The organism is Mesorhizobium sp. BR1-1-13, from assembly GCF_020165515.1.
Lineage (GTDB): Bacteria > Pseudomonadota > Alphaproteobacteria > Rhizobiales > Rhizobiaceae > Mesorhizobium.
Window position 1 is genome coordinate 110,956 of the sequence record NZ_JAIUIH010000003.1, and the last position, 24,229, is coordinate 135,184.

The 24,229-nt window shown below is 62.6% G+C and carries 31 protein-coding genes; 15 read left to right on the plus strand and 16 right to left on the minus strand.

Annotation, left to right across the window (positions count from 1 at the left end):
* Positions 1–44: 44 nt before the first annotated feature.
* Positions 45–974, minus strand: a complete 930-nt coding sequence (locus LB533_RS08080; RefSeq protein ID WP_140637978.1) for a glutaminase — start codon at positions 972–974, stop codon at positions 45–47.
* A gap of 4 nt (positions 975–978) precedes the next feature.
* The gene (locus LB533_RS08085) at positions 979–2,127 is read right to left on the minus strand and encodes a pyridoxal phosphate-dependent aminotransferase (RefSeq protein ID WP_140637977.1); all 1,149 of its coding nucleotides are present in this window, start codon (positions 2,125–2,127) and stop codon (positions 979–981) included.
* 146 nt (positions 2,128–2,273) lie between these two features.
* On the opposite strand from LB533_RS08085, the gene LB533_RS08090 reads away from it, so the two are divergent.
* The 6 genes from LB533_RS08090 to aat all read left to right on the plus strand — a co-directional run bounded on the left by LB533_RS08090 (position 2,274) and on the right by aat (position 7,599).
* Positions 2,274–3,665, plus strand: a complete 1,392-nt coding sequence (locus LB533_RS08090) for a M48 family metalloprotease (protein ID WP_140637976.1) — start codon at positions 2,274–2,276, stop codon at positions 3,663–3,665.
* Between the two features lie 62 nt (positions 3,666–3,727).
* Entirely contained in the window at positions 3,728–4,531 is an 804-nt protein-coding gene (locus LB533_RS08095; RefSeq protein ID WP_140517637.1) for a DsbA family protein, read from the plus strand.
* 145 nt (positions 4,532–4,676) lie between these two features.
* Positions 4,677–5,111, plus strand: coding sequence for a type II 3-dehydroquinate dehydratase (gene aroQ, locus LB533_RS08100; protein WP_140637975.1), 435 nt, complete (start codon positions 4,677–4,679; stop codon positions 5,109–5,111).
* 26 nt (positions 5,112–5,137) lie between these two features.
* A complete protein-coding gene (accB, locus tag LB533_RS08105) occupies positions 5,138–5,599 on the plus strand; it encodes an acetyl-CoA carboxylase biotin carboxyl carrier protein (protein ID WP_140637974.1) in 462 nt (153 codons plus the stop codon).
* A 10-nt stretch (positions 5,600–5,609) separates the two neighbouring features.
* A complete protein-coding gene (gene accC, locus LB533_RS08110) occupies positions 5,610–6,953 on the plus strand; it encodes an acetyl-CoA carboxylase biotin carboxylase subunit (protein WP_140493663.1) in 1,344 nt (447 codons plus the stop codon).
* A 28-nt stretch (positions 6,954–6,981) separates the two neighbouring features.
* Positions 6,982–7,599, plus strand: a complete 618-nt coding sequence (gene aat / locus LB533_RS08115; protein WP_140637973.1) for a leucyl/phenylalanyl-tRNA--protein transferase — start codon at positions 6,982–6,984, stop codon at positions 7,597–7,599.
* 12 nt (positions 7,600–7,611) lie between these two features.
* Here aat and LB533_RS08120 read toward each other — a convergent pair whose 3' ends face one another.
* The 3 genes from LB533_RS08120 to LB533_RS08130 form a co-directional block, all read right to left on the minus strand.
* Positions 7,612–7,995: a hypothetical protein gene (locus LB533_RS08120; protein ID WP_140637972.1), complete on the minus strand. Its 384-nt coding sequence runs from the start codon at positions 7,993–7,995 to the stop codon at positions 7,612–7,614.
* A gap of 73 nt (positions 7,996–8,068) precedes the next feature.
* Positions 8,069–8,626, minus strand: a complete 558-nt coding sequence (locus LB533_RS08125) for a DUF2155 domain-containing protein (RefSeq protein WP_181169247.1) — start codon at positions 8,624–8,626, stop codon at positions 8,069–8,071.
* 116 nt (positions 8,627–8,742) lie between these two features.
* Positions 8,743–9,141, minus strand: coding sequence for an NADH:ubiquinone oxidoreductase subunit NDUFA12 (locus LB533_RS08130; RefSeq protein ID WP_140548754.1), 399 nt, complete (start codon positions 9,139–9,141; stop codon positions 8,743–8,745).
* A 232-nt stretch (positions 9,142–9,373) separates the two neighbouring features.
* Between LB533_RS08130 and panB the strand changes: the two genes are divergently transcribed.
* Both panB and panC read left to right on the plus strand, forming a co-directional pair.
* Positions 9,374–10,216 carry a 3-methyl-2-oxobutanoate hydroxymethyltransferase gene (gene panB, locus LB533_RS08135; RefSeq protein WP_140637971.1) on the plus strand — a complete coding sequence of 281 codons (843 nt, stop codon included), beginning with the start codon at positions 9,374–9,376 and terminating at the stop codon, positions 10,214–10,216.
* A complete protein-coding gene (panC, locus tag LB533_RS08140) occupies positions 10,213–11,064 on the plus strand; it encodes a pantoate--beta-alanine ligase (protein ID WP_140637970.1) in 852 nt (283 codons plus the stop codon). The genes panB and panC overlap by 4 nt, the downstream gene beginning before the upstream one ends.
* Before the next feature lie 57 nt (positions 11,065–11,121).
* Here panC and LB533_RS08145 read toward each other — a convergent pair whose 3' ends face one another.
* Positions 11,122–11,616 carry a GNAT family N-acetyltransferase gene (locus LB533_RS08145; RefSeq protein ID WP_140637969.1) on the minus strand — a complete coding sequence of 165 codons (495 nt, stop codon included), beginning with the start codon at positions 11,614–11,616 and terminating at the stop codon, positions 11,122–11,124.
* Positions 11,617–11,619: 3 nt separating this feature from the next.
* On the minus strand, positions 11,620–13,119 hold the full coding sequence (gene gatB, locus LB533_RS08150) for an Asp-tRNA(Asn)/Glu-tRNA(Gln) amidotransferase subunit GatB (protein WP_140637968.1): 1,500 nt from the start codon (positions 13,117–13,119) through the stop codon (positions 11,620–11,622).
* 278 nt (positions 13,120–13,397) lie between these two features.
* Here gatB and LB533_RS08155 point away from each other — a divergent pair, with 278 nt between their 5' ends.
* The gene (locus tag LB533_RS08155; protein ID WP_140637967.1) at positions 13,398–13,655 is read left to right on the plus strand and encodes a YjhX family toxin; all 258 of its coding nucleotides are present in this window, start codon (positions 13,398–13,400) and stop codon (positions 13,653–13,655) included.
* 43 nt (positions 13,656–13,698) lie between these two features.
* Here the strand turns inward: LB533_RS08155 and LB533_RS08160 are convergent, their stop codons facing one another.
* Positions 13,699–14,130 (minus strand): CBS domain-containing protein, encoded by a 432-nt coding sequence (locus LB533_RS08160; protein WP_140493682.1) that lies wholly within the window; start codon positions 14,128–14,130, stop codon positions 13,699–13,701.
* A gap of 87 nt (positions 14,131–14,217) precedes the next feature.
* The gene (locus LB533_RS08165; protein ID WP_140637966.1) at positions 14,218–14,976 is read right to left on the minus strand and encodes a rhomboid family intramembrane serine protease; all 759 of its coding nucleotides are present in this window, start codon (positions 14,974–14,976) and stop codon (positions 14,218–14,220) included.
* Between the two features lie 401 nt (positions 14,977–15,377).
* On the opposite strand from LB533_RS08165, the gene LB533_RS08170 reads away from it, so the two are divergent.
* The 3 genes from LB533_RS08170 (at position 15,378) to LB533_RS08180 (ending at position 17,581) form a co-directional block, all read left to right on the plus strand.
* Positions 15,378–16,010, plus strand: coding sequence for a PAS domain-containing protein (locus LB533_RS08170; protein WP_140637965.1), 633 nt, complete (start codon positions 15,378–15,380; stop codon positions 16,008–16,010).
* Positions 16,011–16,128: 118 nt separating this feature from the next.
* Positions 16,129–16,746 (plus strand): PilZ domain-containing protein, encoded by a 618-nt coding sequence (locus tag LB533_RS08175; RefSeq protein ID WP_140548770.1) that lies wholly within the window; start codon positions 16,129–16,131, stop codon positions 16,744–16,746.
* A gap of 226 nt (positions 16,747–16,972) precedes the next feature.
* The gene (locus tag LB533_RS08180) at positions 16,973–17,581 is read left to right on the plus strand and encodes a transglutaminase-like cysteine peptidase (protein WP_224677006.1); all 609 of its coding nucleotides are present in this window, start codon (positions 16,973–16,975) and stop codon (positions 17,579–17,581) included.
* Between the two features lie 190 nt (positions 17,582–17,771).
* On the opposite strand, the gene LB533_RS08185 is transcribed toward LB533_RS08180, so the two are convergent.
* On the minus strand, positions 17,772–18,299 hold the full coding sequence (locus tag LB533_RS08185; protein WP_140637963.1) for a gamma carbonic anhydrase family protein: 528 nt from the start codon (positions 18,297–18,299) through the stop codon (positions 17,772–17,774).
* 19 nt (positions 18,300–18,318) lie between these two features.
* Positions 18,319–18,663 carry a DUF6949 family protein gene (locus tag LB533_RS08190; RefSeq protein WP_140637962.1) on the minus strand — a complete coding sequence of 115 codons (345 nt, stop codon included), beginning with the start codon at positions 18,661–18,663 and terminating at the stop codon, positions 18,319–18,321.
* Between the two features lie 102 nt (positions 18,664–18,765).
* Here LB533_RS08190 and LB533_RS08195 point away from each other — a divergent pair, with 102 nt between their 5' ends.
* Positions 18,766–19,497: a hypothetical protein gene (locus LB533_RS08195; protein WP_140637961.1), complete on the plus strand. Its 732-nt coding sequence runs from the start codon at positions 18,766–18,768 to the stop codon at positions 19,495–19,497.
* 49 nt (positions 19,498–19,546) lie between these two features.
* Here LB533_RS08195 and LB533_RS08200 read toward each other — a convergent pair whose 3' ends face one another.
* Together LB533_RS08200 and cysE are read right to left on the minus strand one after the other, a co-directional pair.
* Positions 19,547–19,750: a DUF3126 family protein gene (locus LB533_RS08200; protein ID WP_019857879.1), complete on the minus strand. Its 204-nt coding sequence runs from the start codon at positions 19,748–19,750 to the stop codon at positions 19,547–19,549.
* A 149-nt stretch (positions 19,751–19,899) separates the two neighbouring features.
* On the minus strand, positions 19,900–20,748 hold the full coding sequence (gene cysE, locus LB533_RS08205; RefSeq protein WP_140493699.1) for a serine O-acetyltransferase: 849 nt from the start codon (positions 20,746–20,748) through the stop codon (positions 19,900–19,902).
* Between the two features lie 124 nt (positions 20,749–20,872).
* On the opposite strand from cysE, the gene LB533_RS08210 reads away from it, so the two are divergent.
* Positions 20,873–21,472, plus strand: a complete 600-nt coding sequence (locus tag LB533_RS08210) for a hypothetical protein (protein WP_140637960.1) — start codon at positions 20,873–20,875, stop codon at positions 21,470–21,472.
* Between the two features lie 60 nt (positions 21,473–21,532).
* On the opposite strand, the gene LB533_RS08215 is transcribed toward LB533_RS08210, so the two are convergent.
* The 3 genes from LB533_RS08215 to LB533_RS08225 are packed head-to-tail and all read right to left on the minus strand — an operon-like array spanning position 21,533 to position 23,452.
* Complete coding sequence (locus tag LB533_RS08215) at positions 21,533–22,300, minus strand: alpha/beta fold hydrolase (RefSeq protein ID WP_224556752.1); 768 nt, start codon at positions 22,298–22,300, stop codon at positions 21,533–21,535.
* A gap of 20 nt (positions 22,301–22,320) precedes the next feature.
* Entirely contained in the window at positions 22,321–22,884 is a 564-nt protein-coding gene (locus LB533_RS08220; RefSeq protein ID WP_140637958.1) for a DUF192 domain-containing protein, read from the minus strand.
* A gap of 22 nt (positions 22,885–22,906) precedes the next feature.
* A complete protein-coding gene (locus LB533_RS08225) occupies positions 22,907–23,452 on the minus strand; it encodes a cold-shock protein (protein WP_181169246.1) in 546 nt (181 codons plus the stop codon).
* A gap of 268 nt (positions 23,453–23,720) precedes the next feature.
* On the opposite strand from LB533_RS08225, the gene gloA reads away from it, so the two are divergent.
* Entirely contained in the window at positions 23,721–24,161 is a 441-nt protein-coding gene (gloA, locus tag LB533_RS08230) for a lactoylglutathione lyase (RefSeq protein WP_140522101.1), read from the plus strand.
* The last annotated feature ends 68 nt before the right edge of the window (positions 24,162–24,229 follow it).

Consider the following 24,229-nt stretch of genomic DNA (forward strand, 5'->3'; position numbering starts at 1 on the left):
TCGAAAGACGGCGCGGGATTTTTCAGATCCGGTTTGCCGGAACGTTACGGCGCGAAGATCGACCAGTTCATCATCCTGGCGAGCTTTTCCAGGGCGATCGAGCCCAGCTTGGAATTGCCGTTGGCGTTGAGGCCGGGCGACCAGACGGCGAGCGAGGCGACGCCGGGCACGATGCCCAATATGCCGCCGCCGACGCCGCTCTTGCCCGGAATGCCGACGCGGAAGGCAAAATCACCGGAGCCGTCATAGTGGCCGCAGGTCAGCATCATGGCGCCGATGCGGCGTGCCCGCTCGACCGACACCACGGAATGTCCGGTCGCCGGATTCTTGCCGCCATTGGCGAGGAACCGGCCGGCCATCGCCAACTGCCGGCAGCTCATGGCGATGGCGCAATGGTGGAAATAGACGCCGAGCGCCAGCTCCGGCGCATGATGAAGATTGCCGAAGGATTTCATGTAGTTGGCGAGCGCGAAGTTGCGATAGCCGGTGGCGCGCTCCGACGCCGCGACCTCGCGGTCGATGATGATGGTCTCGTCGTCGGCGAGGAACTGGATGAAGCGCAGGATCTCGCCGATCGCCTCGCGCGGCTGATGACCGGCAAGCAGGATGTCGGAAATGACGATGGCGCCGGCATTGATGAAGGGATTGCGCGGAATGCCGTTCTCATGCTCGAGCTGCATGATCGAGTTGAACGGGTTGCCCGAGGGTTCGCGCCCCACCCTTTTCCACAGCGCATCGCCGACATTGCCCAGCGCCAGCGTCAAGGTGAACACTTTCGAGATGCTCTGGATCGAAAAGGGCTGGTCGGCGTCGCCCGCCATCAGCACGCGGCCGTCATTGGTGACGGCTGCGATGCCGAATTTCTTGGGATCAACCTTGCCGAGTTGCGGGATATAGGTGGCGACCTCGCCGCGATCGGTGCGTTCGGCCATTTCGGCCGCGACTTCGGCCAGGGCCTGCTCGAGTTCCGGCATGGATCTACCTCAGCCAGCGTTCGATGCGCGCCAATGCCTCGACCATGTCGTCATGGCTGCCGGCATAGGAAAAACGCATGGTGCGGTGCCCGGCCTGGGTGTCGAAATCACGGCCGGGCGTGGCCGCGACATGCGCCTCGGCCAGCATCTTGCGGGCGAAAGCCATGCTGTCATTGCTGTGCCGGGTGACGTCGCAAAAGGCATAGAAGGCGCCATCCATCGGTGCGGCCAGCGGAAAGCCGAGCTCCGGCAGACGCGTCATCAGGAGCTCGCGGTTCCAAACATAGCGACCCTTGACCGCTTCCAGCTCCTCGGTAGCGGCAAAGGCCTCGATTGCGGCGACCTGCGACAGTTCCGGCGGCGAGATGTAGAGGCTCTGCGCAATGCGCTCGATGGGCCGCACCAGCGCTTCCGGCAGCACCATCCAGCCGATGCGCCAGCCGGTCATGCAATAGTATTTCGAGAAGGAGTTGATCGCCGTGACACCGGTGCCAAAGGCGAGTGCCGTGGTGTCGGGCGCCGTATAGGCCAGCCGGTGGTAGATCTCGTCGGAGATGACGGCAATGCCGAGCGCCTCCGCCGTCCGGACCAGGTCCGCGAGATCATCGGCCGGAATGACCGCGCCGGTTGGGTTGGCGGGGCTTGCGAACAGCACGCCCTTGAGCGGTTTTTCGCTATGCGCGGTCTCCAGGTGAGCGGCATGAAGATAGGCTGCATCGCCGAGCTCTATCTCGATCACTTCGATGCCCAGCGCCGCCATGATGTTGCGATAAGCGGGGTAGCCCGGCGCTGCGATGGCGACGCGGTCGCCGGGATCGAACATTGCCAGGAAAGCGAGATTGAAGGCGGCCGAGGATCCCGTGGTGACCGCGATCCGGTCGGGCGCGACCTCAAGCCCATAGTGATCCCCATAGTGTTCCGCGATCGCCTTGCGCAATCCAGCCAGGCCCAGAGCATCGGTATAGCCAATACGCCCGTCCTGCAAAGCCCTGGCCGCCGCGGCACGAACGCGGGCCGGAGCCGGATCGGACGGCTGGCCGACGGCCATGGAAATGACCGGCGCGCCCGTCGCTCTCAGCCGGTTCGCCTCGGCCAGCACATCCATGGCGTGGAAGGGTTCGACATTGCCACGGCGTGAGAGCGAAACGACCATTTTGACCTCGATCCGGCGATTGAGCGCGCCACGTCCTGGCGCATGCGCCGCACAAATGCCCGATTGGTGTGAGGATCACAAGTTGAGGAAGTTTTTCCGGTGCCGACTTTTCATCTTTCGCCCGCTCGTCTACCAGTGGACACGTCATGTTGAGCCGACCCAAATCGATGGTTGCCCGGGCAGCGCGCGTCGTTGCGACGCTTTCGCTTGGCGTCGCCGTCGCGGTGTCTGGTTCCATCAGCGCCTTCGCCCAGAACGTGCCGGTCGTGCGCGATGCCGAGATCGAGGCGCTGGTGCGCGATTACGCCCGCCCGATCTTCAAGGCCGCCGGTCTGGCGAATGACGGCATCGACATCGTCCTGGTCAACGACCAGAGCTTCAATGCCTTCGTCACCGGACGCCGGCTGTTCATCAACACGGGCGCCTTGATGGAAGCCGAAACGCCCAACGAGATCATCGGCGTCATCGCTCACGAGGCCGGCCACATCGCCGGCGGCCACCAGCAGAAACTGCGTGACCAGCTCGAGCGCGCCAAAACGATGGCCATCATCGCGACCTTGCTGGGCGCCGGCGCCATGGTCGCCGGGGCGACCACCAACAGCCGCGGACTTGCCGGCGCCGGCGTGGGCGTGGCGGCTGGCGGCGGCGAGATGGCGCAGCGCAGCATTCTCGCCTATCAGCGCACCGAGGAAATGACGGCCGACCGCTCGGCGATCACCTATCTCAACGCCACCGGCCAGTCCGGCATGGGCATGCTGAAGACATTTCAGCGTTTCCAGACGGCCTTGTCGCTGTCGGGCGCGCAGGTCGATCCCTACCGGATCAGCCATCCGATGCCGCGCGATCGAATCTCCAACCTCGAAGTGCTGGTCAAGCAGAGCCCCTATCTCGACAAGGTCGATGCGCCGGCCCTGCAATTGCGCCACGACATGATGCGGGTGAAGATCGCTGTCTACATGGAAGGCCAGGCCGCCGCGTCGCGGCTGATGCGAAAGATGCAGGGCAGCCTTGCCGCGCAGTATGGCGAGGCCCAATCGGCCTATCTTTTCGGCAACATCGCCACCGCACTCGCCAAGACCAACGCCTTGATCAAGGCCCAGCCCGGCAACGCTTATTTCCAGGAATTGCGCGGCGATATATTGATGAAGGCGAACAAGCCCAAGGAAGCTGCCGACGCCTACGCCAAGGCAGTCAACCTCGACAAGGCGCGATCTGGATTGCTGCCGGTTTCGCTCGGCCAGGCGTTGATGGCGACGGGCACCCCAGACGCTCTGAAAAAGGCCGTGGTGCAGATCAACAACGGCTTGCGACGCGATAAGGAAAATTCCGTGGGATACCGCTATCTGGCGCAGGCCTATGGCGAATTAGGAGACATACCGGGCGCCGAGCTCGCCACGGCCGAGGGTCATTTCTATTCCGGTAACTACAAGGATGCGAAGATCTTCGCCATGCGAGCGCAGCAGCAACTCAAACGCGGCGAGCCGCGATGGATTCGCGCCCAGGACATCATAAACTACAAGCCGTCGGGCAAGGTATAATGAACCTTCCGGCCGTGCGCTGCGACGCAGCCAGACCGGAAAACAGGCAAAGGAACGGAACGATGAAAAAGGCACTGTTGCTGGGCACCACGGGAGTTGCGATAGCCCTTGCCATGCTGGCGTTCGGTTTTGTGGCCGGCAGCCCGCAAATCGCGGAAGCCGGTGCGGCGCAACCGCTTCAGACGGCCGCGGCCGATACCAAGATCGACCGCACCGAGGTCGAAGGCATCATCCGCGATTATCTCCTGAAGAATCCGGAAGTGCTGCTGGAAGTCCAGGATGCACTCGAGGCCAAGCAGAAGGAAGAGCAGCGCATTGCCCATCTCGGCGTCATCAAGGGCGCCAAGGAGCAGATCTTCAACTCCTCCTTCGACGGCGTGGTCGGAAACCCGAACGGCAAGGTCACGATCGTCGAGTTCTACGACTACAATTGCGGCTTCTGCAAACGCGCCATCGAAGACATGCAGGCGCTGACCAAGGCCGATCCGGACCTGCGTTTCGTGCTCAAGGAGTTCCCGATCCTCGGCCCGGATTCGCAGAAGGCCAGCGTCGTCTCGATGGCCTTCCACCTGATGATGCCGCAGAAGTATGGCGAGTTCCACAATGCGCTGCTCGGCGGCCAGGGACGCGCCACCGAGGCGGCGGCGATTAAGGTCGCGCTTTCGCTCGGCGCCGACGAAGCGACGCTGCGTGAAAAGATGAAGGACCCGTCCATCACCGAAGCCTTCTCCAAGACCTACGATCTCGCCAACAAACTGGCGATCACCGGAACGCCGTCCTACGTCGTCGGCAACGAGGTCGTGTTCGGGGCGCTCGGACAGGAAGTCCTGGCGGAGAAGATCGAGGCGGCGAAAGCCGCGCTTTGATCGGCCGCGGGTTTTCTTCACGGGCGCATTTCCGCCTGTTGTGGACAGTGAAAGAACGCACTTGCGCTCTTTCCGCGGGCGTCTATGCCCATTATAGAGGGCCCAACGCCGGTTGTACGCCGGTGCCGGGAAAGGTCAGCATTTTTTGAAAACGGTTTTCGTCCTGAACGGTCCCAATCTCAACGCGCTCGGCAAGCGCGAGCCTGGCATCTATGGCGGCAAGACGCTTGCCGCCATAGCGGAGGACTGCAGAGAGGCGGGCACGGCGCTCGGGCTCGAAATCGACTTCCGCCAGTCGAACCACGAGGGCGACCTCGTCGACTGGATCCAGGAAGCGGGCGACAAGGCCGCCGGCATCGTCATCAATCCCGGCGCCTATAGCCACACCTCTATCGCGATCCACGACGCCATCCGTTCCGTGGCGCCGCTGCCGGTCGCCGAGGTCCATCTTTCCAACATCCATGCGCGGGAATCATTCCGCCACGTCTCCATGGTCGCGCCGGTCGCTGTCGGCATGATCTGTGGCTTTGGGCCGCTCGGCTACACGCTGGCGCTGCAGGCGCTGGCCGCACGCCTATGACCGGCCAACAAACAGAAGGCTCGAAAATGTCGATAAAGAAGAACGGTGTTGACCAGCAGCTGATCCGCGACCTGGCGGGCATACTGAACGACACCAATCTCACCGAGATCGAAGTCGAGCTGGGCGACCTGAAGGTGCGCGTGTCTCGACAGGCGCCGGCCGTTCACGCGATAGCTGCGCCGCAGCCGGCCTTCGCGCCGGCGCCGGCGGCCCAACCTGCCACCGCAGCCGTTCCGGCCGCCGCCGACGTGTCGAAAAACGCCGTGGCCTCTCCCATGGTCGGCACCGCCTACCTGGCGCCCTCGCCGGATGCCAAGCCGTTCATCGAGATCGGCCAGAACGTCAAGGAAGGGCAGACGCTGCTGATCATCGAAGCGATGAAGACGATGAACCAGATCCCCTCGCCGCGCGCCGGCACGGTGACGGCGATCCTGTTCGAGGACGCACAGCCGGTCGAATACGGCATGCCGCTCGTCGTGATCGAGTAGAGCGGCCCTAATGTTCCAGAAGATTCTCATCGCCAATCGCGGCGAAATCGCGCTTCGGGTGCTGCGCGCCTGCAAGGAGCTTGGCATCCAGACGGTGGTGGTGCACTCGACCGCCGACGCCGACGCCATGCATGTTCGGCTCGCCGACGAGAGCGTATGCATCGGGCCACCGCCATCGCGCGACAGCTACCTCAATATCCACCAGATCGTCGCCGCCTGCGAGATCACCGGCGCCGACGCCGTGCATCCCGGCTACGGTTTCCTGTCGGAGAACGCCAAGTTTTCCGACATATTGGCAGCGCATAACATTACCTTTATCGGTCCGACCGGTGACCATATCCGCATCATGGGCGACAAGATCGAAGCCAAGCGCACCGCCAAACGCCTTGGCATTCCGGTGGTTCCCGGCTCCGACGGTGCGGTGACCGAGGAAAAGGAGGCCAAGCGCATCGCCGCGGAGATCGGCTATCCCGTAATCATCAAGGCGTCGGCCGGCGGCGGCGGACGCGGCATGAAAGTGGCGCATACCGAGGCCGACCTCGAAGTCGCCTTGCAGACGGCCCGCTCGGAAGCGGGCGCGGCCTTCGGCGATGACGCCGTCTATATCGAAAAGTACCTGCAAAAGCCGCGTCATATCGAGGTTCAGGTGTTCGGCGACGGCTTTGGCCGGGGCGTGCATTTCGGCGAGCGCGACTGCTCCTTGCAGCGCCGCCACCAGAAAGTCTGGGAAGAGGCCAACTCACCCGCCCTCAACGCCGAGGAACGCTCGCGCATCGGCGATATCTGCGCCAACGCCATCGCCGACCTCGGCTATTCCGGCGCCGGCACGATCGAGTTCCTCTACGAGAATGGCGAGTTCTATTTCATCGAGATGAACACGCGCCTGCAGGTGGAGCATCCGGTGACGGAGGCTATCACCGGCATCGATCTGGTGCATGAGCAGATCCGTGTCGCCTCGGGCGGCGGTCTTTCGGTCAAGCAGGAAGACATCCGCTTCCAGGGCCATGCCATCGAGTGCCGCATCAATGCAGAGGATCCGCGCACCTTCACGCCCTCGCCCGGCACGATCACCCATTTCCACACGCCAGGCGGTCTTGGCATCCGCGTCGATTCCGGCGTCTATTCCGGATACAAGATCCCGCCCTACTACGACAGCCTGATCGGCAAGCTGATCGTGCACGGGCGCAACCGCGTCGAATGCATGATGCGGCTGCGCCGGGCGCTGGACGAATTCGTCGTCGACGGAATCAAAACGACGTTGCCGCTGTTTCGCGACCTCGTCGGCAACGCCGACATCGCCAATGGCGACTATGACATCCACTGGCTGGAAAAATATCTGGCCAAAGGCGAATAGCCCCCCGACTTGCCGCTATAATGAAGCGATGACCCGCCCTTACGCGCCAGGCTATCGTATCCCGACCGACCTTCTGCTCAAGGCCTACGCCTCGGGCGTCTTCCCGATGGCCGAAAGTGCCGCCGACCCGGAAGTGTTCTGGGTGCGGCCGGAAACGCGCGGCATCATCCCGCTCGACCGCTTCCACGCACCGAAAAGTCTTAAGAAGGCGATTCGGCGAAACCTCTTCGACATCCGTTTCGACTTCGATTTCGAGGCGACGATCGATGGCTGCGCCGAAAGGCGCGAGGAGCGCCGTTCCACCTGGATCAACGCGCCGATCCGCGAGGCCTATGTGCAATTGCATCGCATCGGCCATTGCCATTCTGTCGAGGCCTGGCGCGAGGAGCGGCTGGTCGGCGGCCTCTACGGTGTCTCGCTGGGGCGGGTGTTCTTCGGCGAAAGCATGTTTTCCCGGGAAACGGACGCTTCGAAGATTTGCCTTGTGCATCTCGTCGAACGCCTGCGGGCGCGCGGTTTCGCGCTGCTCGACACGCAGTTCACCACCGAACACCTCAAGCGCTTCGGCGCAATCGACGTGCCGCGCGGCAAATACGAGAAGATGCTGGCCGACGCGCTGAAGGGTGAAGCGGTGTTTTTCCCCTGATGATCCAGCCCGTCAGCGGACCTTCGTTTCCAGCGGAGCCTGCGAATGGAACATCATCTTCCAGCCGTTGACGCGATGGACATAGCCGGTGCTGACCAGCGCCGCGTAGGCTTCGCCATTGCCCCTCACGGCATGCACTTCATAGGCCAGGATGACGATGTCGCTGCCTGGTTCGACCACGCCCTTGAGATCGATCTCGAGATCACGCCATCGCTTGGGATCGGCGGCGGTTTCGGCGAGATCGGCATTGCTCATGGTCTGGGCCATCCGCGGAAATGCCACCAGGCACTCGGTGTCGGCATTGGCCGCGAAAAATGCCGAATCGCCTGTCCAGAAGCCCTTTTCGAGCTCAAGCAGTTCCTTGATGCTGGCGGTGATCCGCTTTCTGGCAGACATCGGAAAATCCTCCCGGCGCGCATCGTATGGCCGTCAACGCCCAACGCATTGCCGTCAGCGCGGTTCCGAAGGATCAGTTGGTGCTGGTCGTAGGCGGTTCCGTGGCTTCCGGTTCGGCCGCAGCCGGAGCGGCCGTGGCATTCGGCTGGGCTGTATCGGGCTTGGCCCCATCGGTCTTGGCCGCATCGGGCGCTGGCACATCCGACTTCTGCTTGCAGGCCTTCAGCCAGACGTCATAGACGGCATGCTCGACGGCATTGAGACCAGGGCTTTCGGCAAACATCCAGCCAGTGAAGATGCGGCGGATCTTGCGGTCGAGCGTGATCTCGTCGACTTCGACAAAGGAATCGGTCTTCGGCTCCTCGTTCTGCGGCCGGGAGTAGCAGACGCGCGGCGTCACCTGCAAAGCACCGAACTGCACCGTCTCGTCGATATAGACGTCGAAGGTGATGATACGGCCGGTGATCTTGTCGATGCCGGCGAATTCGGCGACCGGGTTGGTGATTCGATCCGACCCCGGCGCCGGCGCGGGTGCGGCCGGCTCTGCCGAAGCGGCAAGTGCTGCGGTGCTAACGGTGAGCCCGGCGGCTACCATCAGTGCGCCCATCGATGTCAGGCTGGAAATGCTCATGCAGGGATACCGGTGGTTAGCGCCCGGGTGATTCTCTTTATCACAAAGGCTAGTCGCCGTTTTTTGATCAGCAAGCAGCTAAACACCAATTGTGGCGATAAAGGACCGACGCCCGCTTACGATCCGGGCGTCCAGGCGTCGTAGTCGCCGGTGACCTGCGGACGGTGCTGGTTGGTCAGCACCGAGCCCTTCGGACGATAGGCCGAGGGCGAGCCGGTCAGGTTCGGTTGATGCGGCTTCTGCCAGTCGCGCGGCTTGTAATCGTCGCTCGGCGGCGCGACGTCGACGCGGTGATGGATCCAGCCGTGCCAGCCGGGCGGGATAGAAGAAGCCTCGGAATAATCGCGATAGATGACCCAGCGGCGCGTGCGTCCTTCGGAATCGACACCGCCTTCGTAGTAGACGTTGCCCACCTCGTCCTGCCCGACCTTCCTGCCGTAGCGCCAGGTGTGCAGGCGCGTGCCAAGCGTCTGGCCGTTCCACCAGGTGAAAAACTGCGTAAGGAAAGTCTTCATCTTCAAAACCCTCGCGCCGATGGCGCCCGTTTCCTGCTTATGGCGTCAGCCCTTCGTGAAGGCAAGGGGCTTGCCGCCAAGAGGGCGCAAATGGCGCGCCGGTAAGGCGACACAAGCCGGTGATGCATTGCCGGCGCCTATGGCGCTTGCCAAGCACCCTCAGCCTTTCTAAAGCTCTGCGCGCGCGCCCCGTGCGGGTATCCTGCCGACCATTGGCCGAGGGAGGTGACGATTGGCCAGGGAATCGCCGACCGCCGACATTCGCATCGGCGCCGATGCCATTCGCCGCCGCAAGCGTGGCGTGCCGATCGTCTGTCTCACTGCCTATACCTACCCCATCGCCCGGCTGCTCGACGACCATGTCGATCTGCTCCTGGTCGGCGACAGCGTCGCAATGGTCCTGCATGGCCACAAAACGACGCTGGGCGCCTCGCTGGAGATGATGATCGCGCATGGGCAAGCGGTGATGCGCGGCTCCGCCAAGGCTTGCGTCGTCGTCGACATGCCGGCCGGCAGCTATGAGGATTCGGCGGCCCAAGCGGTGGCCTCGGCGCGGCGTATCGTTGGCGAAACCGGCTGCCAGGCAGTGAAACTCGAGGGCGGCGTCGGTATGGCCCGGCAGATCGCCGCAGTCGTGGATGCCGGCATCGCGGTCATGGGCCATATCGGCCTACTGCCGCAATCCGTCGAGAAGGATGGCGGCTACAGGATCAAGGGCCGGACCGACGAGAATGCGGCAGCGCTATTTGCCGATGCGCGCGCCGTCGAAGAAGCGGGCGCCTTTTCGGTGGTCATCGAGGGCACGGTCGAGGCGGTCGCGGCCGAAATCACCCACCGCATCGCCATTCCGACCATCGGCATTGGCGCCAGCGGCGTTTGCGACGGCCAGATCCTGGTCATAGACGACATGGTCGGGCTCACCGTCGATCGCGTGCCGAAATTCGTCAAGGAGTACGCCGATTTGCGCAGCGTGGTCTCGCATGCGGCCGCACGTTACGCCAGCGAGGTACGAGACAGGACATTCCCCGGCCCCGAAAATGTGTTTTCGGCCACCTTGGGCAAGGACAACCGATGAGCCGGCCCCTCGTCGTCGACACGGTCGCCAGCCTTCGCGCGCGGATCCGCGACTGGCGGCGCGACGGCCTTCGCGTCGCCATGGTGCCGACAATGGGCGCCTTGCACGAAGGGCACCTGTCGCTGGTCAGGATCGCGCTCGAACGAGCCGAGCGCTGCGTCGTCTCGATCTTCGTCAACCCGACGCAGTTCGCGCCAAGCGAGGATCTCGACAAATATCCACGTCAGCTCGCCCGCGATCTCGACCAGCTCGCTTTGGCCGGAGCCGATCTTGCCTACACGCCTGGGGTTGGTGAGATGTATCCTGCCGGCTTTGCCACCAAAATCTCGGTCGGCGGTCCCTCCACCGGGCTCGAATCGGATTTTCGACCGACTTTTTTCGAAGGCGTCGCCACCGTCGTGGCGAAGCTGCTCCTGCAGGCGTCGCCCAACGTCGCGGTCTTTGGCGAAAAGGATTATCAGCAATTGTGCGTCGTCAGGCAGCTCTGCCGCGACCTCGACCTGCCCGTCGAAATCATCGGCGCGCCGACGATCCGCGACGCGCACGGCCTCGCCATGTCATCGCGTAACGCCTATCTCGGCGAGGCCGAACTCCAGATCGCCCGCCGGCTCAACGTGATCCTGCGCAAGGCAGCCGCGGCGCTGGCAGCCGGCGCCGACCAGAACGGCGCGACAGGCGAAGCCAGCCGCGCCCTCCTCGCGGCCGGTTTCCAGAAGGTCGATTATGTCGAAGCTCGCGAGAGCCGGACGCTGGCGCCATGGCGCCGCGGACAGGAGGGCCGCCTGCTCGCCGCCGCCTGGCTGGGCAAGACCAGGTTGATTGACAATGTGGATATCTCCACCAGATAGGCCGCGGCTCGATCGCTGAATCCGACCGCCGGATTGCGCACCCGAAAAGCTCCGCCGCTATGCGGCAAGCAGCCTTTCATAGACGAGCGCCGGGATAGCGGAATGGGCCGAACCGCAATTGTCGGTGCGGCCGGTCTGGACGAAGCCGTTCGCCTGGTAGAAGGCAATTGCGCGCGTGTTCTTCTCTTCCACTTCCAGCCGGATGGCGCGGGCCTCGGGGAAGCTTTCAATGATCTCGTCGAGAAGCATGCCGCCGATGCCCCGGCCCTGCAGGCCGGGCTGCACGTAAAGCTGCTTCAGCATGATCAAGCCGCCGCTATCGACCGCTTCGGCAAATGCCATGCCGCCAATGCGCTGGCCATCGTCGGCGACGAGGAACTCGCTGTTCGGCTTTGCCAGCCGCGCCGTGAGCGACGCGATCGAATGCCACTCATCGGTGATCTCTGTCACCCGTTCGGCGCCGTAGATGGCGTCGTAAGTCGCATGCCAGGTCTCGACCAGCAGCGCCCGGATGGGGGCGAGGTCGCGATCCCCGGCGGTGCGCACGAACATAGCCTACTCGATGCCCAGCTTGGCCTTGACCAGGTCATTGACGGCTTGCGGGTTGGCCTTGCCGCCGGTCGCCTTCATCACCTGGCCGACGAACCAGCCGGCCATGGTCGGCTTGGCGCGCGCCTGCTCGACCTTGTCCGGGTTGGCTGCGATCACCTCGTCCACCGCCTTTTCGATAGCGCCGGTGTCGGTAACCTGTTTCATGCCGCGGCTCTCAACCAGCTGGCGCGGGTCGCCGCCCTCGTTCCAGACGATCTCGAACAGGTCCTTGGCAATCTTGCCGGAGATGGTGCCATCCTTGATCAGATCGATGATGGCGCCGAGCTGGTCTGGCGAAACCGGAGCGTTTTCAATGTCCTTGCCAGCTTTGTTCAATTGTCCGAGCAGGTCGTTGATGACCCAATTGGCGGCGAGCTTGCCGTCGCGGCCGGCGGCCGCCTTCTCGAAATAGTCGGCGATCGGCTTTTCCGACACCAGGATCGAGGCATCGTAAGTCGACAGGCCGAGCGAGGAGATCAACCGCGCCTTCTTGTCATCAGGCAGTTCCGGCAATTCCTTGGCCAGCGCTTCGACATAAGCCTGGTCGAACTCCAGCGGCAACAGGTCGGGATCGGGAAAATAGCGGTAGTCGTGCGCCTCTTCCTTGGTGCGCATCGAACGGGTTTCGCCCTTCACGGCGTCGAACAGCCGCGTTTCCTGGTCGATCGTGCCGCCATCCTCGATGATGGCGATCTGCCGGCGCGCCTCGAAGTCGATCGCCTGGCCGATGAAGCGGATCGAATTGACGTTCTTGATCTCGCAGCGCGTGCCGAATTCGCCGCCCGGCCGGCGTACCGAAACATTGACGTCTGCGCGCATGGAGCCTTCGTCCATATTGCCGTCGCAGGTGCCGAGATAGCGCACGATGGTGCGCAGCTTGGTGACATAGGCCTTGGCTTCGTCGGCCGAACGCATGTCCGGTTTGGAGACGATTTCCATCAGCGCCACGCCGGAGCGGTTGAGATCGACATAGGACATGGTCGGATGCTGGTCGTGCATCGACTTGCCGGCGTCCTGCTCCAGATGCAGGCGCTCGATGCCGACCTCGATGTCCTCGAACTCGCCCTGGCGGTCGGGACCGACGGAGATGATCACCGTGCCCTCGCCGACGATCGGCTGCTTGAACTGCGAGATCTGGTAGCCCTGCGGCAGGTCCGGGTAGAAGTAGTTCTTCCGGTCGAAAACGGACTTGTGGTTGATCTGCGCCTTCAGCCCGAGGCCGGTACGGATCGCCTGCTTGACGCATTCCTCGTTGATGACGGGGAGCATGCCGGGCATTGCCGCGTCGACCAGGCTGACATTGGCGTTGGGGGCGGCGCCGAACGACGTCGAAGCGCCGGAAAACAGTTTTGCTTCCGATGTCACCTGCGCATGGACCTCGAGCCCGATGATGATTTCCCAGTCGCCGGTGGCGCCGGGGATCAGGCGTTTCGCGTCGGGCGTGCGGGTGTCGATGATGCTCATTGTGGCCTGCGAACTGAATAATGGAAGTTGCATTAATGCACATTCTGATTTGCAACTTCGCTAGTGCAAACCGCATCACGAGACAAGCGTAAAGCCGTCCGCTGGCCTTTTCCGCCGCTTTCGCCTATAGGCCATCCATCCCAATGGAGAGTGGATGTCCACTTACGCTCAGTCCCGGTAAGGCCCTGACCTCGTAGCGAGGCAGGGCAGAAACCTGAAACCCCGTGCCGCGAAGCTTCGCGGCGGCGGCTTTTGTTGTTTTCCCGGAAAACTCTCCCATGGATATTTCGCGTATTGAACAACGCGTTCTGCACCTGCTCGCCCAGGGCGGGCGCATCGAGATCGAAAAGAGCGACAAGAAACGGATTGCCTCCGTCAAATGCCTGACCCGCGACGGCTGGCACTACCCCGGCGTCGATCTCGACCTGTTTCGGAAGCTGAAACGCAAGAAGGCGGTTTCGTCATCGGACGGCGGCCCCTACCGCATCACGCGGCGCGGACTCCAACTCGTCCGCTCCGAACTCGACAACAGGTAGCTATCGCCCGCCGGCCGTTGCGCGGCCGGCGGTTGCTTGCCGCTCAGGCGGTAGCGATATAGGCGCGGATTTCCTCAGCCTCGCGCTCGACATCCTCGATACGACGCTTGACCACGTCGCCGATCGAAACGATGCCGTCGAGCATGCCGTCCTTTTCCACCGGAAGATGGCGGAATCGGCCCCGGGTCATGATCTCCATCACCTCGTTGACGGTGTGGTTCTCGTTGCAGATCTTCACTTTCGGCGTCATCGCGGAACGAACGGCTATGTCGAGCGCGGCAGCGCCTTCCCTGGCGACGACGCGCACGATGTCACGCTCGGAGAGAATGCCGACGATCTTGCGATCGCCATTGGTGATGACCAACGCCCCGATCCTGTGTTCGGCAAGGATGCGGATGGCTTCGCTCAGTTTTTCGTTCGGCCCGAGCGTCAACACGTCGTGGCCTTTTTGCTCGAGAATGGCCTTAACCGTCATGGCGTCCTCCTCTACTTTGCCAACCGGTTCCTGCCCTGACCGGCTTTCACGTAAGAGTGAACATCGTGCGCCGCGATCGGTTGCATTTCAAGTGCGGTGGTCGGTCGTCTCCCAGTCGAGCGGCTGCCAACGTCTGTCGAACCAGCGCAAGCCGAAGAAGCCGGCGACAAAGCCGCCAATGTGAGCCTCCCAGGCGATCTGGCTGTCGATGCCGGGGGCGAAGCCGACAAGGCCGGTGACAAGATTGATCACCATCCAAACGGCAAGGAAGATCATCACGCCACGCGAGCGCAGCACCATTGCGATCGGCAGCACGGGGCCGGCGAAAGCGGCTTTGCCCGCCGAACGATCCGTACGGAAGCCAAAGCGTGCCGCCGCTCCCATCATGCCCGATATCGCACCGGAAGCACCGACCAGCGGCGCTTCGCCATATGGATGCATGGCCCAGAAAAGCGCCACTGAAGCCAGTCCCGTCGCGGCGAAGAACAACGCGAACCAGAACGCTCCGAGCCGATTGGCCAGCGGCGAGCCAAAGGCAGCGAGCCAGACCATGTTGATGGCGATATGGGCAAATCCACCATGCATGAAGGCATATGTGAAGGGCCGCGTGAACAGGAACCAGTCGAAGCCGTATTGGCCGGTGTAGAGGACAGGGATGAAGGCTCCGTCGTAAAGCAGTGTCATTTGCTGAGCATCACTCAGCACGTATTGCTGCAACAGGTAGACGGCCACGCAAATGGCGATCACCGCCAGCACGATCGGCGGCAGGTTGAAGACCGGCTCGCGACGCGGCTCGGGCTCGCGATCCGCCTGTTCCATTTCCGGTGGGCTTACAGGTTCACTCATGCGCACTAGCACTCGGTCCAGGATTCGTTGTTGCGAGCATCTAGACCACTGCCCGCCGGACCACAAAGGGCGAATCGCCGAGCGCGAATCAAAAGTGCCGAATCAAAAGAAAGCCGTCCAAGGTTTCCCTTGAACGGCTGTCGAGTCCCCTGTTCCCCCGAACTCTTGACTGAAGTGCTGCCGATCGTCGCGAAACGACCGCTTCTGGAGTGGTTTTTGTGTGCCACGCGGCTCGCCTGGGCGCAACGTAAACCACTTGTTAACCTTAACGGCCCCGACCCGTGAACAAGTGTTAACGACGCTGGCACGCTTCCTGCTCCGCAACGCATGTAGGTCATCGGAGGGCGCCCTTCTGTTCACCGATGGGACATCAGACGACAGAATGCGCGGAGCTGCTTAGCATGAACCAGAACGGATCGATCACGCTGTTCCAGTATTGGAACCGCTTGCGTGATGAACGCCCTGCTCCGAAGCGCTCGGAAGTAGAGCCGGCCGATATCAAGTCGCTGCTGGCCGACACGTTCATCCTGGAAAGGGACACACGTGGGCAAGCGGTGTTCCGGCTGGCCGGCACAAGGCTCTGCGCCTCCTACGGCCGCGAACTCAAGGGGTTCTCCTTCCCTTCGCTGTGGCGCGAGAAGGACCAGCGGCTGGTTTCGAAGCTGATCCATGGCGTGTTCGACCAGAAATCCGTCGTGCTGATCATATTCGAGGGCTTCAGCCGCAACGGCCGTTCCAACAAATTCGAATTGCTTGCCTTGCCGCTGGATGGCGGCGTCGAAAACCCGCGTTGCCTTGGCGTGATCAGCGCTGTGGAGAAGCCGTTCTGGCTGGGTGCCGACCCGATCACGGACGCTTTGATCGATTCGATCCGTGTCATCGATCCGGAAAAAGAGCTGCTGGCCAGCCGCCCGGCGATCGACGTTCCCTCGCTTGTTCCCGCCGAACTGGAGGCGCCCGAAACCATCTCGGCGCTCGGCCGCGCGCGCCGCATTCGCCACCTCGTCGTCTTCGATGGCGGGCGCGAGGAATAGTTGACGATCCTACAGCCCGCCGGCCCGTTTTTCCCCTTTGTTAACCCGCTTTGCTGTAGTTCTGGGATGAAGTCCCTGGCATCGGCGCGCGGGGATGCCAAACGGGGTGTAGGCAGTCATGAGGTCAGCGGCGGTCGACTACGCGCCGTCCCAAGCTGAGAGACGTAACTTTCAGCGCGTCCGGGTCAAGATATACGGGCGCTTCATGCTGGAAGACCGCACCGAACATCCTTGCCAGGTCGTCGATATGTCGCCGGGTAACGTCGCGCTTCGCACGGACCGCATCGGCATGCCCGGCGAAAAGGTCATCGCCTATATCGACCATATCGGCCGCATAGAAGGCGTCGTCACCCGCACCTTGCAGGACGGTTTCGCAATGACGGTGATTGCGTCGGACCGCAAGAAGGACAAGCTCGCCGCGCAATTGACGTGGCTCGCCAACAAGCACGAACTCGATCTGCCCGAAGACCGCCGCCACGAGCGCGTTGCCCCCCGCAACCCGACCAGCATCCTGCAGCTCACCGATGGCCGTCAGTACCAGTGCCGCATCATCGACCTGTCGCTCTCCGGCGCGGCGATCGAGATCGACGTCAAGCCGGCGATCGGCGTCCAGGTCATGCTCGGCACCATGCGCGGACAGATCGTGCGTCATTTCGAGGATGGCGTCGCCATCGAATTCGCCGTCATCCAGCGGCCTGAGACGCTCGATTCGGAATTCAACACGCCGCGCGCCTGAAGCCCCAACAGCGTCCAGATCAAAACCGGCCCTCGCGGCCGGTTTTATATTTCACGACAGCGCAATTCGAGGCACTTCAGTTCCCGAAACGTTAAACGATTGACCGTTCAAAAGTTTCAAATTTGATACTTATTCTAGGGGCGTTTTACTCAATATCTACTGCGCGCTTTTGCGTCGAATAAATCCACCTGTGGCAATGTCTCCTTCGAACGGGGAGACAAAAACAATGAAGAAAACGAGGGGCAAGCTGTTGCTGATGGCAATGGCGATGCAGCTTTCCGCTTGGGGATCAGCATATGCCGCGGGACCGGCCTATATGCACACCGGCGGCCGCACCACACAGCCTGTCGGCCACTATGAATTCTGCCGGCGCATACCGGGCGAGTGCAGCGAGCGGACACCTAAGGGGGCGCCGGTCGAATTGACCCGCAAGCTGTGGGCGACGATCGTCAGCATCAACAATTCGGTCAATACCCGCGTCAAGCCGCGCACCGACATGGAAAACAACGGCGTCGAGGAATATTGGGCCTATCCCGACAATGGCTATGGCGATTGCGAGGACTACGCGTTGGAAAAGCGCCGCGAGCTGATGGACGCCGGCGTTCCGGCCGGCAACCTGTTGATGACGGTCGCGCGCCAGCCGAACGGTGACGGCCACGCGGTGCTGACTGTGCGCACCAGCCTCGGCGAGTTCATCCTCGACAATCTGGAAACCAAGGTCCTGTCCTGGACGGACACCGACTACACCTACCTCAAGCGACAATCGGATACCAACTCCGGCGTATGGGTGACGATCAACGACGGCCGTGCCGACGCGGTCGCCAGCGTCCGCTGAGGCGTCGATCCATGCCGACCAACGCGCAGCTTTGGGGGACCGGCACGCTTGAACCAGAGACCAGGCGCTACGCATCAACGCGATGCGCCTAAGGAGAAACCCGGTCGAGTCCCCACCCTCCCCGTCCCAACGACCGGGTCTAAGGAGCCGGCCCCGTCCCCGGGCCGGCTCCGCCATTTCTGGCGGAGACTCAGACCTTCTTCAACGCCGCCTTGAACCGCTTGCCGTTGGCGACATAGTGCGCGGCCGAGGCCCGCAGCCTCGCGATCGCCGTCTCGTCCAGCACCCTGATCGCCTTGGCCGGCGAGCCGACGATCAGCGAATTGTCCGGGAATTCCTTGCCTTCGGTGACCAGCGCGCCGGCGCCGACCAGCGAATTCTTGCCGATCCTGGCGCCGTTGAGCACGATTGCGCCCATGCCGACGAGGCTGTTGTCGCCAATGGTGCAGCCATGCAGCATAGCCCGGTGTCCAATCGTGCAGCCTTCGCCAATGGTCAACGGAAAGCCGGGATCAGTGTGCATGACCGTGTGCTCCTGCACGTTGGTGTCGGCGCCGATCACGACAGGTTCATTGTCGCCGCGGATGACGACGCCGAACCAGAAGCCGGCATTGCGGCCGATGCTGATGTCTCCGATGAGCGTCGCATCGGGCGCGATCCAGTTCGAGTCCGCATCCGCGAAGCTTGGTTCGCTGCCATCGATCGCATAAAGCGGCATTTCCGGTCTCCGATTCGTCTCAAGCCTGGAAGTCGAACGACCCTAGGTTGGCAGCCCCCCAACACGCAATGGCGACGAGGACGACGCCGAGCGCCAGCATCCAGGCCACCGCCGTGCAGCCGCAGGAGATCAGCGCCACCGACGAAATGCGACCCTCGCGGCGGGCGTCCAAGGCATCGTTGAGCAGCATGAACGGCCCGGCGCACGCGGTGGCGGCGAGCGAACGCAGTACGTGCGCGGAGGACACATAAGGCTCGGTGAACGCGACCTTGCGCCCGGCAACCAACTCCATCGCCGATCCGACCAGCCCGCAAGCCGTCAACCCGACAAGAAAAGCGAACGCAGTTAGCTCAACCGGGCCCATCTTTACCTTCCGTTTACCATGAAATCGCACAGTCGCTGGGAGGACTGCAAGAGCCGTGCCGTGCGATGCGTGCCGTCACGGGACAGGAATCCGGGGACAGAGATGAAGCAGGCAGCGATCGCCGACGATCCCGAATTCACCGTGGTCGATTCCACGCTGATGAAGCGGGTGTTCTACGCCTTCGCAGCACTCGCCCTGCTGTCGGTCGCAATCAGCCTTGCCGGCAAATGGTTCGGCCATTCGATCGCCATGGCCGGCTACACGGATGATGCGACGATGCGCAAGGTGGTGATCGGCAACAATGTCATCGCCGTGCCGGCCAACTTCATCCGTTTCGAGCAGGCGCGGCGCGACGGCATCGCCTCGCGGCTCGACCTCTACCTGCGCTACCCCCAGATGGATGGCTACAGCGAAGCTGCCCGCCGCGATTTCAATCACACGGGGCCAACCAAAAGCATCGTCTTCCTATCCTTCGAACAGCAGATGATGTCTCGCGACATGAGCGGACGTTTCGGGCCGATCTACAGCGCGCTGATCGTGCAGCCCGGCACGGCAGGTCCGGGCGGCACGACGATTTACGGTTTCAACGCGAAATCAGGTTACCTCAACGAGGTGCTCGTTGTCGGCAACCGGCCCGGCAAGGACCCGTTCGTGGCCCGCTGCCTGAGTGGGCCGGCAGCCGAACAATCGCTGGCGCCTTGCGAGCGCGACATCCATGTCGGCGAGGATCTCAGCCTCACCTATCGCTTCCCGAAGGAATTTCTGGGGGATTGGCAGGCCCTTGACGCGGCAATCACCGCCGAGGCCGGGCGTGTCCTGAAGGCGGGACATTGACGGGAAGGCCGGCCGCGTTTGCGTCCGGCGTCGCCATGGGACGGTAGGATCAGCCCAGATCGATGTCGAGAATCGCCATCGAGAAATTGTAGTCGCCGTCATCCTCGTCCTTGAAGACGATGCCGAGGAATTCGTCGCCGACATAGACTTCGGCCGAATCCTCCTTGCGCGGCCGTGCCTTGACCTCGAGCTTGGGGTTCTGGAAGACGCGCTTGAAATAGGCGTCCAGCTTTCTGATTTCGTCAGGCTTCAACAGTCTTCTCCGATCATCGGGCTTGCTCGTTTGAACGGCGCTTCTGACACGTCGACGATGGCCATGTAAAGGCAAGCTCGCCGTATTGCACGGCAATCGAAGCCGCCGGCGCGAGCAGTGCGGAACTCCGCGACGCCCCGCGGTAAAAATCAGATGTCGAAGCTGACGACCTGGTCCATCGTCTGCGACGGCAGAAGCTGGTCCATCTGGCGCGATGGCTGGTCACAACCGGTCTCGCCGACGACGCGAGCCGGCACGCCCGCGACCGTCTTGTTGTGCGGCACCGGCGAAAGCACCACCGAACCGGCGGCGATCTTGGAGCAATGGCCGATTTCGATATTGCCGAGGATCTTGGCGCCGGCGCCGATCAGCACGCCACGACGGATCTTGGGGTGGCGGTCTCCGCCGGCCTTGCCGGTGCCGCCGAGCGTGACACCGTGCAGGATCGACACGTCGTCCTCGATGACCGCTGTCTCGCCGACGACCAGACCGGTGGCGTGGTCGATGAAGATGCCCTTGCCGATGCGGGCCGCCGGATTGATATCGGTCTGGAAGACCGAGGACGAACGGCTTTGCAGATAGAGCGCGAAATCCTTGCGTCCCTGGTTCCACAGCCAATGCGCCAGCCTGTGGGTCTGGATGGCGTGAAACCCCTTGAAGTAGAGCACCGGCATGATGAAGCGGTCGCAGGCCGGATCGCGGTCGTAATAGGCCTGGATATCGACACGCACCGTGGTCGGCCAATCCTTGTCGTCGGCCAGCATCGACTTGAAGGTCTGGCGGATGAGATCGGAGCCGATGTCCTGGTGCGCCAACCGCTCGGCCAGCCGATGGATGACCGCCTCCTCCAGGCTCTCCTGATTGAGGATGGTCGAATAGAGGAAGGCCGCGAGCAGCGGGTCGCGATTGACCGCGTCCATCGCTTCGTCACGGATCGAGCGCCAGATCGGATCGACCGGCTGCAACGCGCTGTGTCGGGAAATGCTGATGCTGTTCATCGACGTCGTCCTGCCGCCTTGCCTAATGTCGGGCCGCACATATAAGCCAGATCATAGCACGATTGAACTCAATTTTCCTTAGTGCTTTGTCAAATGGATTTGGTTCGCGGGAATTCAAGCCGCCATGGAAAATGAACGCTTGCTCGACGATGCCCTCAAACGCGAGCTTTCCACCCTCTACGAGGACAAGGACCGCCACTACCACAACCTTGCCCATATCGAGGCGATGCTGGCGCTGGCCAGTGAATACCGGGAGCTGCTCGGCGATCCCGAGGCCGTCGAGGCCGCGATCTGGTTCCACGACGCCGTCTATGACAGCCGGGCCAAGGACAATGAGGCGCAAAGCGCGGCGCTCGCGGAAAAAAAGCTCGCGGGCCGCATCGACGCCCAGCGCCTCGGCCGCATCAGCGCCATGATCCTTGCCACCGCGACACACCGGTTGCCGGTCTTCGAAGACATGACCGCGACGCACGACGCCGCCCTTTTCCTGGACATGGACCTGTCGATCCTCGGCGCCCCGCCAGATGCATTCGACGCCTATGAGCGCGCGATCCGCGCCGAATATCAATGGGTGGAGGAGCCGATGTGGCGGGCCGGTCGCGGCGCGGTGTTGAACAGCTTCCTCACCCGCCCGCACATCTTCCACAGCGAGGAATTCCGCCGGCGCTTCGAACCGCAGGCCAGGCTGAACCTTGCCCGGTCGCTCGAAGCGCTTAAGGAATAATTTAAACCCCGGGATCGCAAATGCCGTCTGGCTCAAGGCCCAACGCCGGACAATGACCGCTCAAAGCGGATTTTCGGCGTAGAATTCCAGTACACGCTGCTTGAAGGTCTTGTCGCCGACGGCCAGCATATGGTCCCGGCCCTCAATGTGGAAAGCTTTTGCGTTGGGCATCAGCGCGGCAAGCTCGTCGGGCGAGCCGCCAATATCGTCCGTGGTACCGACGGCGATCAGCGTCGGCTGGGCGATCCGGGCAATTTCGTCCTCGCTCAGCAACTCGCGGGACGTGGCGATGCAGGCCGCGAGCGCCCGGCGGTCGCTGCGGGTCTGGTCGGCGAAGGCGCGGAACGAACGGCCGCGGGGATGGGTGGTCTTGGCCGGATCGTCGGCAAGAAGGGCCGCCGCGATCGGATCCCAATCGCCGACGCCGTCGATCATGCCGATGCCGAGACCGCCGAAAACCAGCGTCGCGACCTTGTCGGGATCCGACAGCGCCAGGAATGCCGCTATCCTTGCGCCCATCGAATAGCCCATGACATGGGCGCGCTGGATGCCGAGATGATCGAGCAAAGCAGCCGCGTCCGAGGCCATCCGGGCCGGGGTGTAATCTGCCTCTTCGTAGCTTTTCGATGACGAGCCGTGGCCGCGATTGTCCAGCGCAATGGCACGGTAGCCGGCATCGTTCAGCGTCTTGAACCAGCCGGGCGAAACCCAGTTGACGTAATGGCTGGATGCAAAGCCATGGATCATCAGCACAGGATCGCCCCGGCCCGATCCCGGCTGGCGATCGAGGAAGGCGATATCGAACCCGTCATGGGAAAAAAACTGCATCGGCTATACTGTCCGCGTCCTCAACCGCCACCGCCGTTCGGCGCATCGCCATTGTCCGATGGCGGCACCCCGGGACCTGATATAGTGTCAACGGCCGGATGGCGCACCAAGTCGCCATACCCGATGCCGTTCCTGGCGGCGGTGCCCGCCTTGAGCTCGAGCACGAAGCGCACCGGGACGCCAGGCGAAATCAGGGCCTGGGATTGCGGCTCGCCGTGCTTGACCGCCCGGATCTTGCCATCCTGGCCGATAAAAACCAGGTCAAGCGGCATCGGCGTGTTCTGCATCCAGAAGTTGACCTGCTGCTGCATGTCGAAGACGAACAACATGCCGTGATCGTCTGCCATATCTTGGCGATACATCAAGCCGGCCTCGCGTTCAGCGTCGGTGTCGGCGATTTCGATGGAAAAGGAGCGATCTCCGCCTTTCGTCGCCACGACCAGCGGCGTCGGGTCCACCGGCAAGGTCATCACCCGGCTGTCGGCCGCCGTCGGTGCAGGCGAATAGAAATAGGCGCCCGCGGCGACGATGACGGCAGCCAGGACGCACATTGCGCCCGCCGTCAGCCAGTTCCTATGTGTCATGCGAAAATCCTCGGCAACCGCCCTAATGCGCGACCGGCAAGGTTCCCATATCGGGATGGATTTCGGCAGCCATAAGGCCTTTGTCGCCGCGCCCGAAGCGGACAAGCACGACCTGCCCCGGCCGAAGCTCGGTGATGCCGTAGCGGCGCAAGGTCTCCATATGGACGAAAATGTCCTCGGTGCCCTCGCCCCGCGTCAGGAAACCAAACCCCTTGGTGCGGTTGAACCACTTCACCAAGGCGCGTTCCAGCCCGCTCTCCGGCGTCACCGAGACATGTGTGCGCTGCTCCTGCATTTCCGCCGGATGGACAGCCGTGGTGACATCCATGGAGAGAATCCGGAAAGCCTGCAATCCGCGCTCGCCCTGCTTGACGAGGCAGACAACGCGCGCTCCCTCCAGAGCAGTCTGGAAACCATCCCGTCTAAGGCATGTCACATGGAGGAGGATGTCGCCTGAAACGCCGTCATCCGGGAGGATGAAGCCATAGCCCTTGGCTACATCGAACCACTTGATGGCGCCGGATATTTCGGTCAGATCGACAGCATCGCCGCCTTCGTCGCGCTTCATGGCGTCGCCAAGGGTTTCGGACCGCCCCGTCAAAGAGGCCTTTTCCCCCATAAGAATGCCCCCTTTTTTCAAGACCACCGCAACTGATTCTTGACACCAGATTAACACTGCGGCTTCCGGTGTGTGCAAGACCTGACGTGCCTTTTTTCACGGCTCATTATGCGAATGCCGGATTTGTTCTTTGGCGGCGCCGGCGGCCGCCTGGGATTTGCCCTTTGGACGGCCCACCCCTATGTTGCGCCGCAACCCAACAAGTCGAGGAAATCACATGCGCTATCTGCACACCATGGTCCGCGTCGCCGACATCGATGCTTCGCTCGATTTCTACTGCAACAAGCTCGGCCTGAAGGAAGTGCGCCGCTACGAGAACGAGCAGGGCCGCTATACGCTGATCTTCCTGGCCGCGCCGGAAGACGAGCAAAGCGGCATCGACGAGAAAGCACCGCTGGTCGAGCTCACCTACAATTGGGACCCGGAAGACTACAAGGGCGGCCGCAATTTCGGCCACCTCGCCTATGAAGTCGACGACATCTACGCCACCTGCCAGCGGCTGATGGACAGCGGCGTCACCATCAACCGGCCGCCGCGCGACGGCAACATGGCTTTCGTCAAGTCGCCGGACGGAATCTCGATCGAACTTCTGCAGAAAGGTCCGGCGAAGGCAAAGGCCGAACCGTGGGCGTCGATGCCGAACACCGGAAGCTGGTGATCGATCACCTTTTCGAGCGGTCGGCAGCCGGCCTATGGCGGCGGGCGAGGTTGCGCCTATCTATGCGG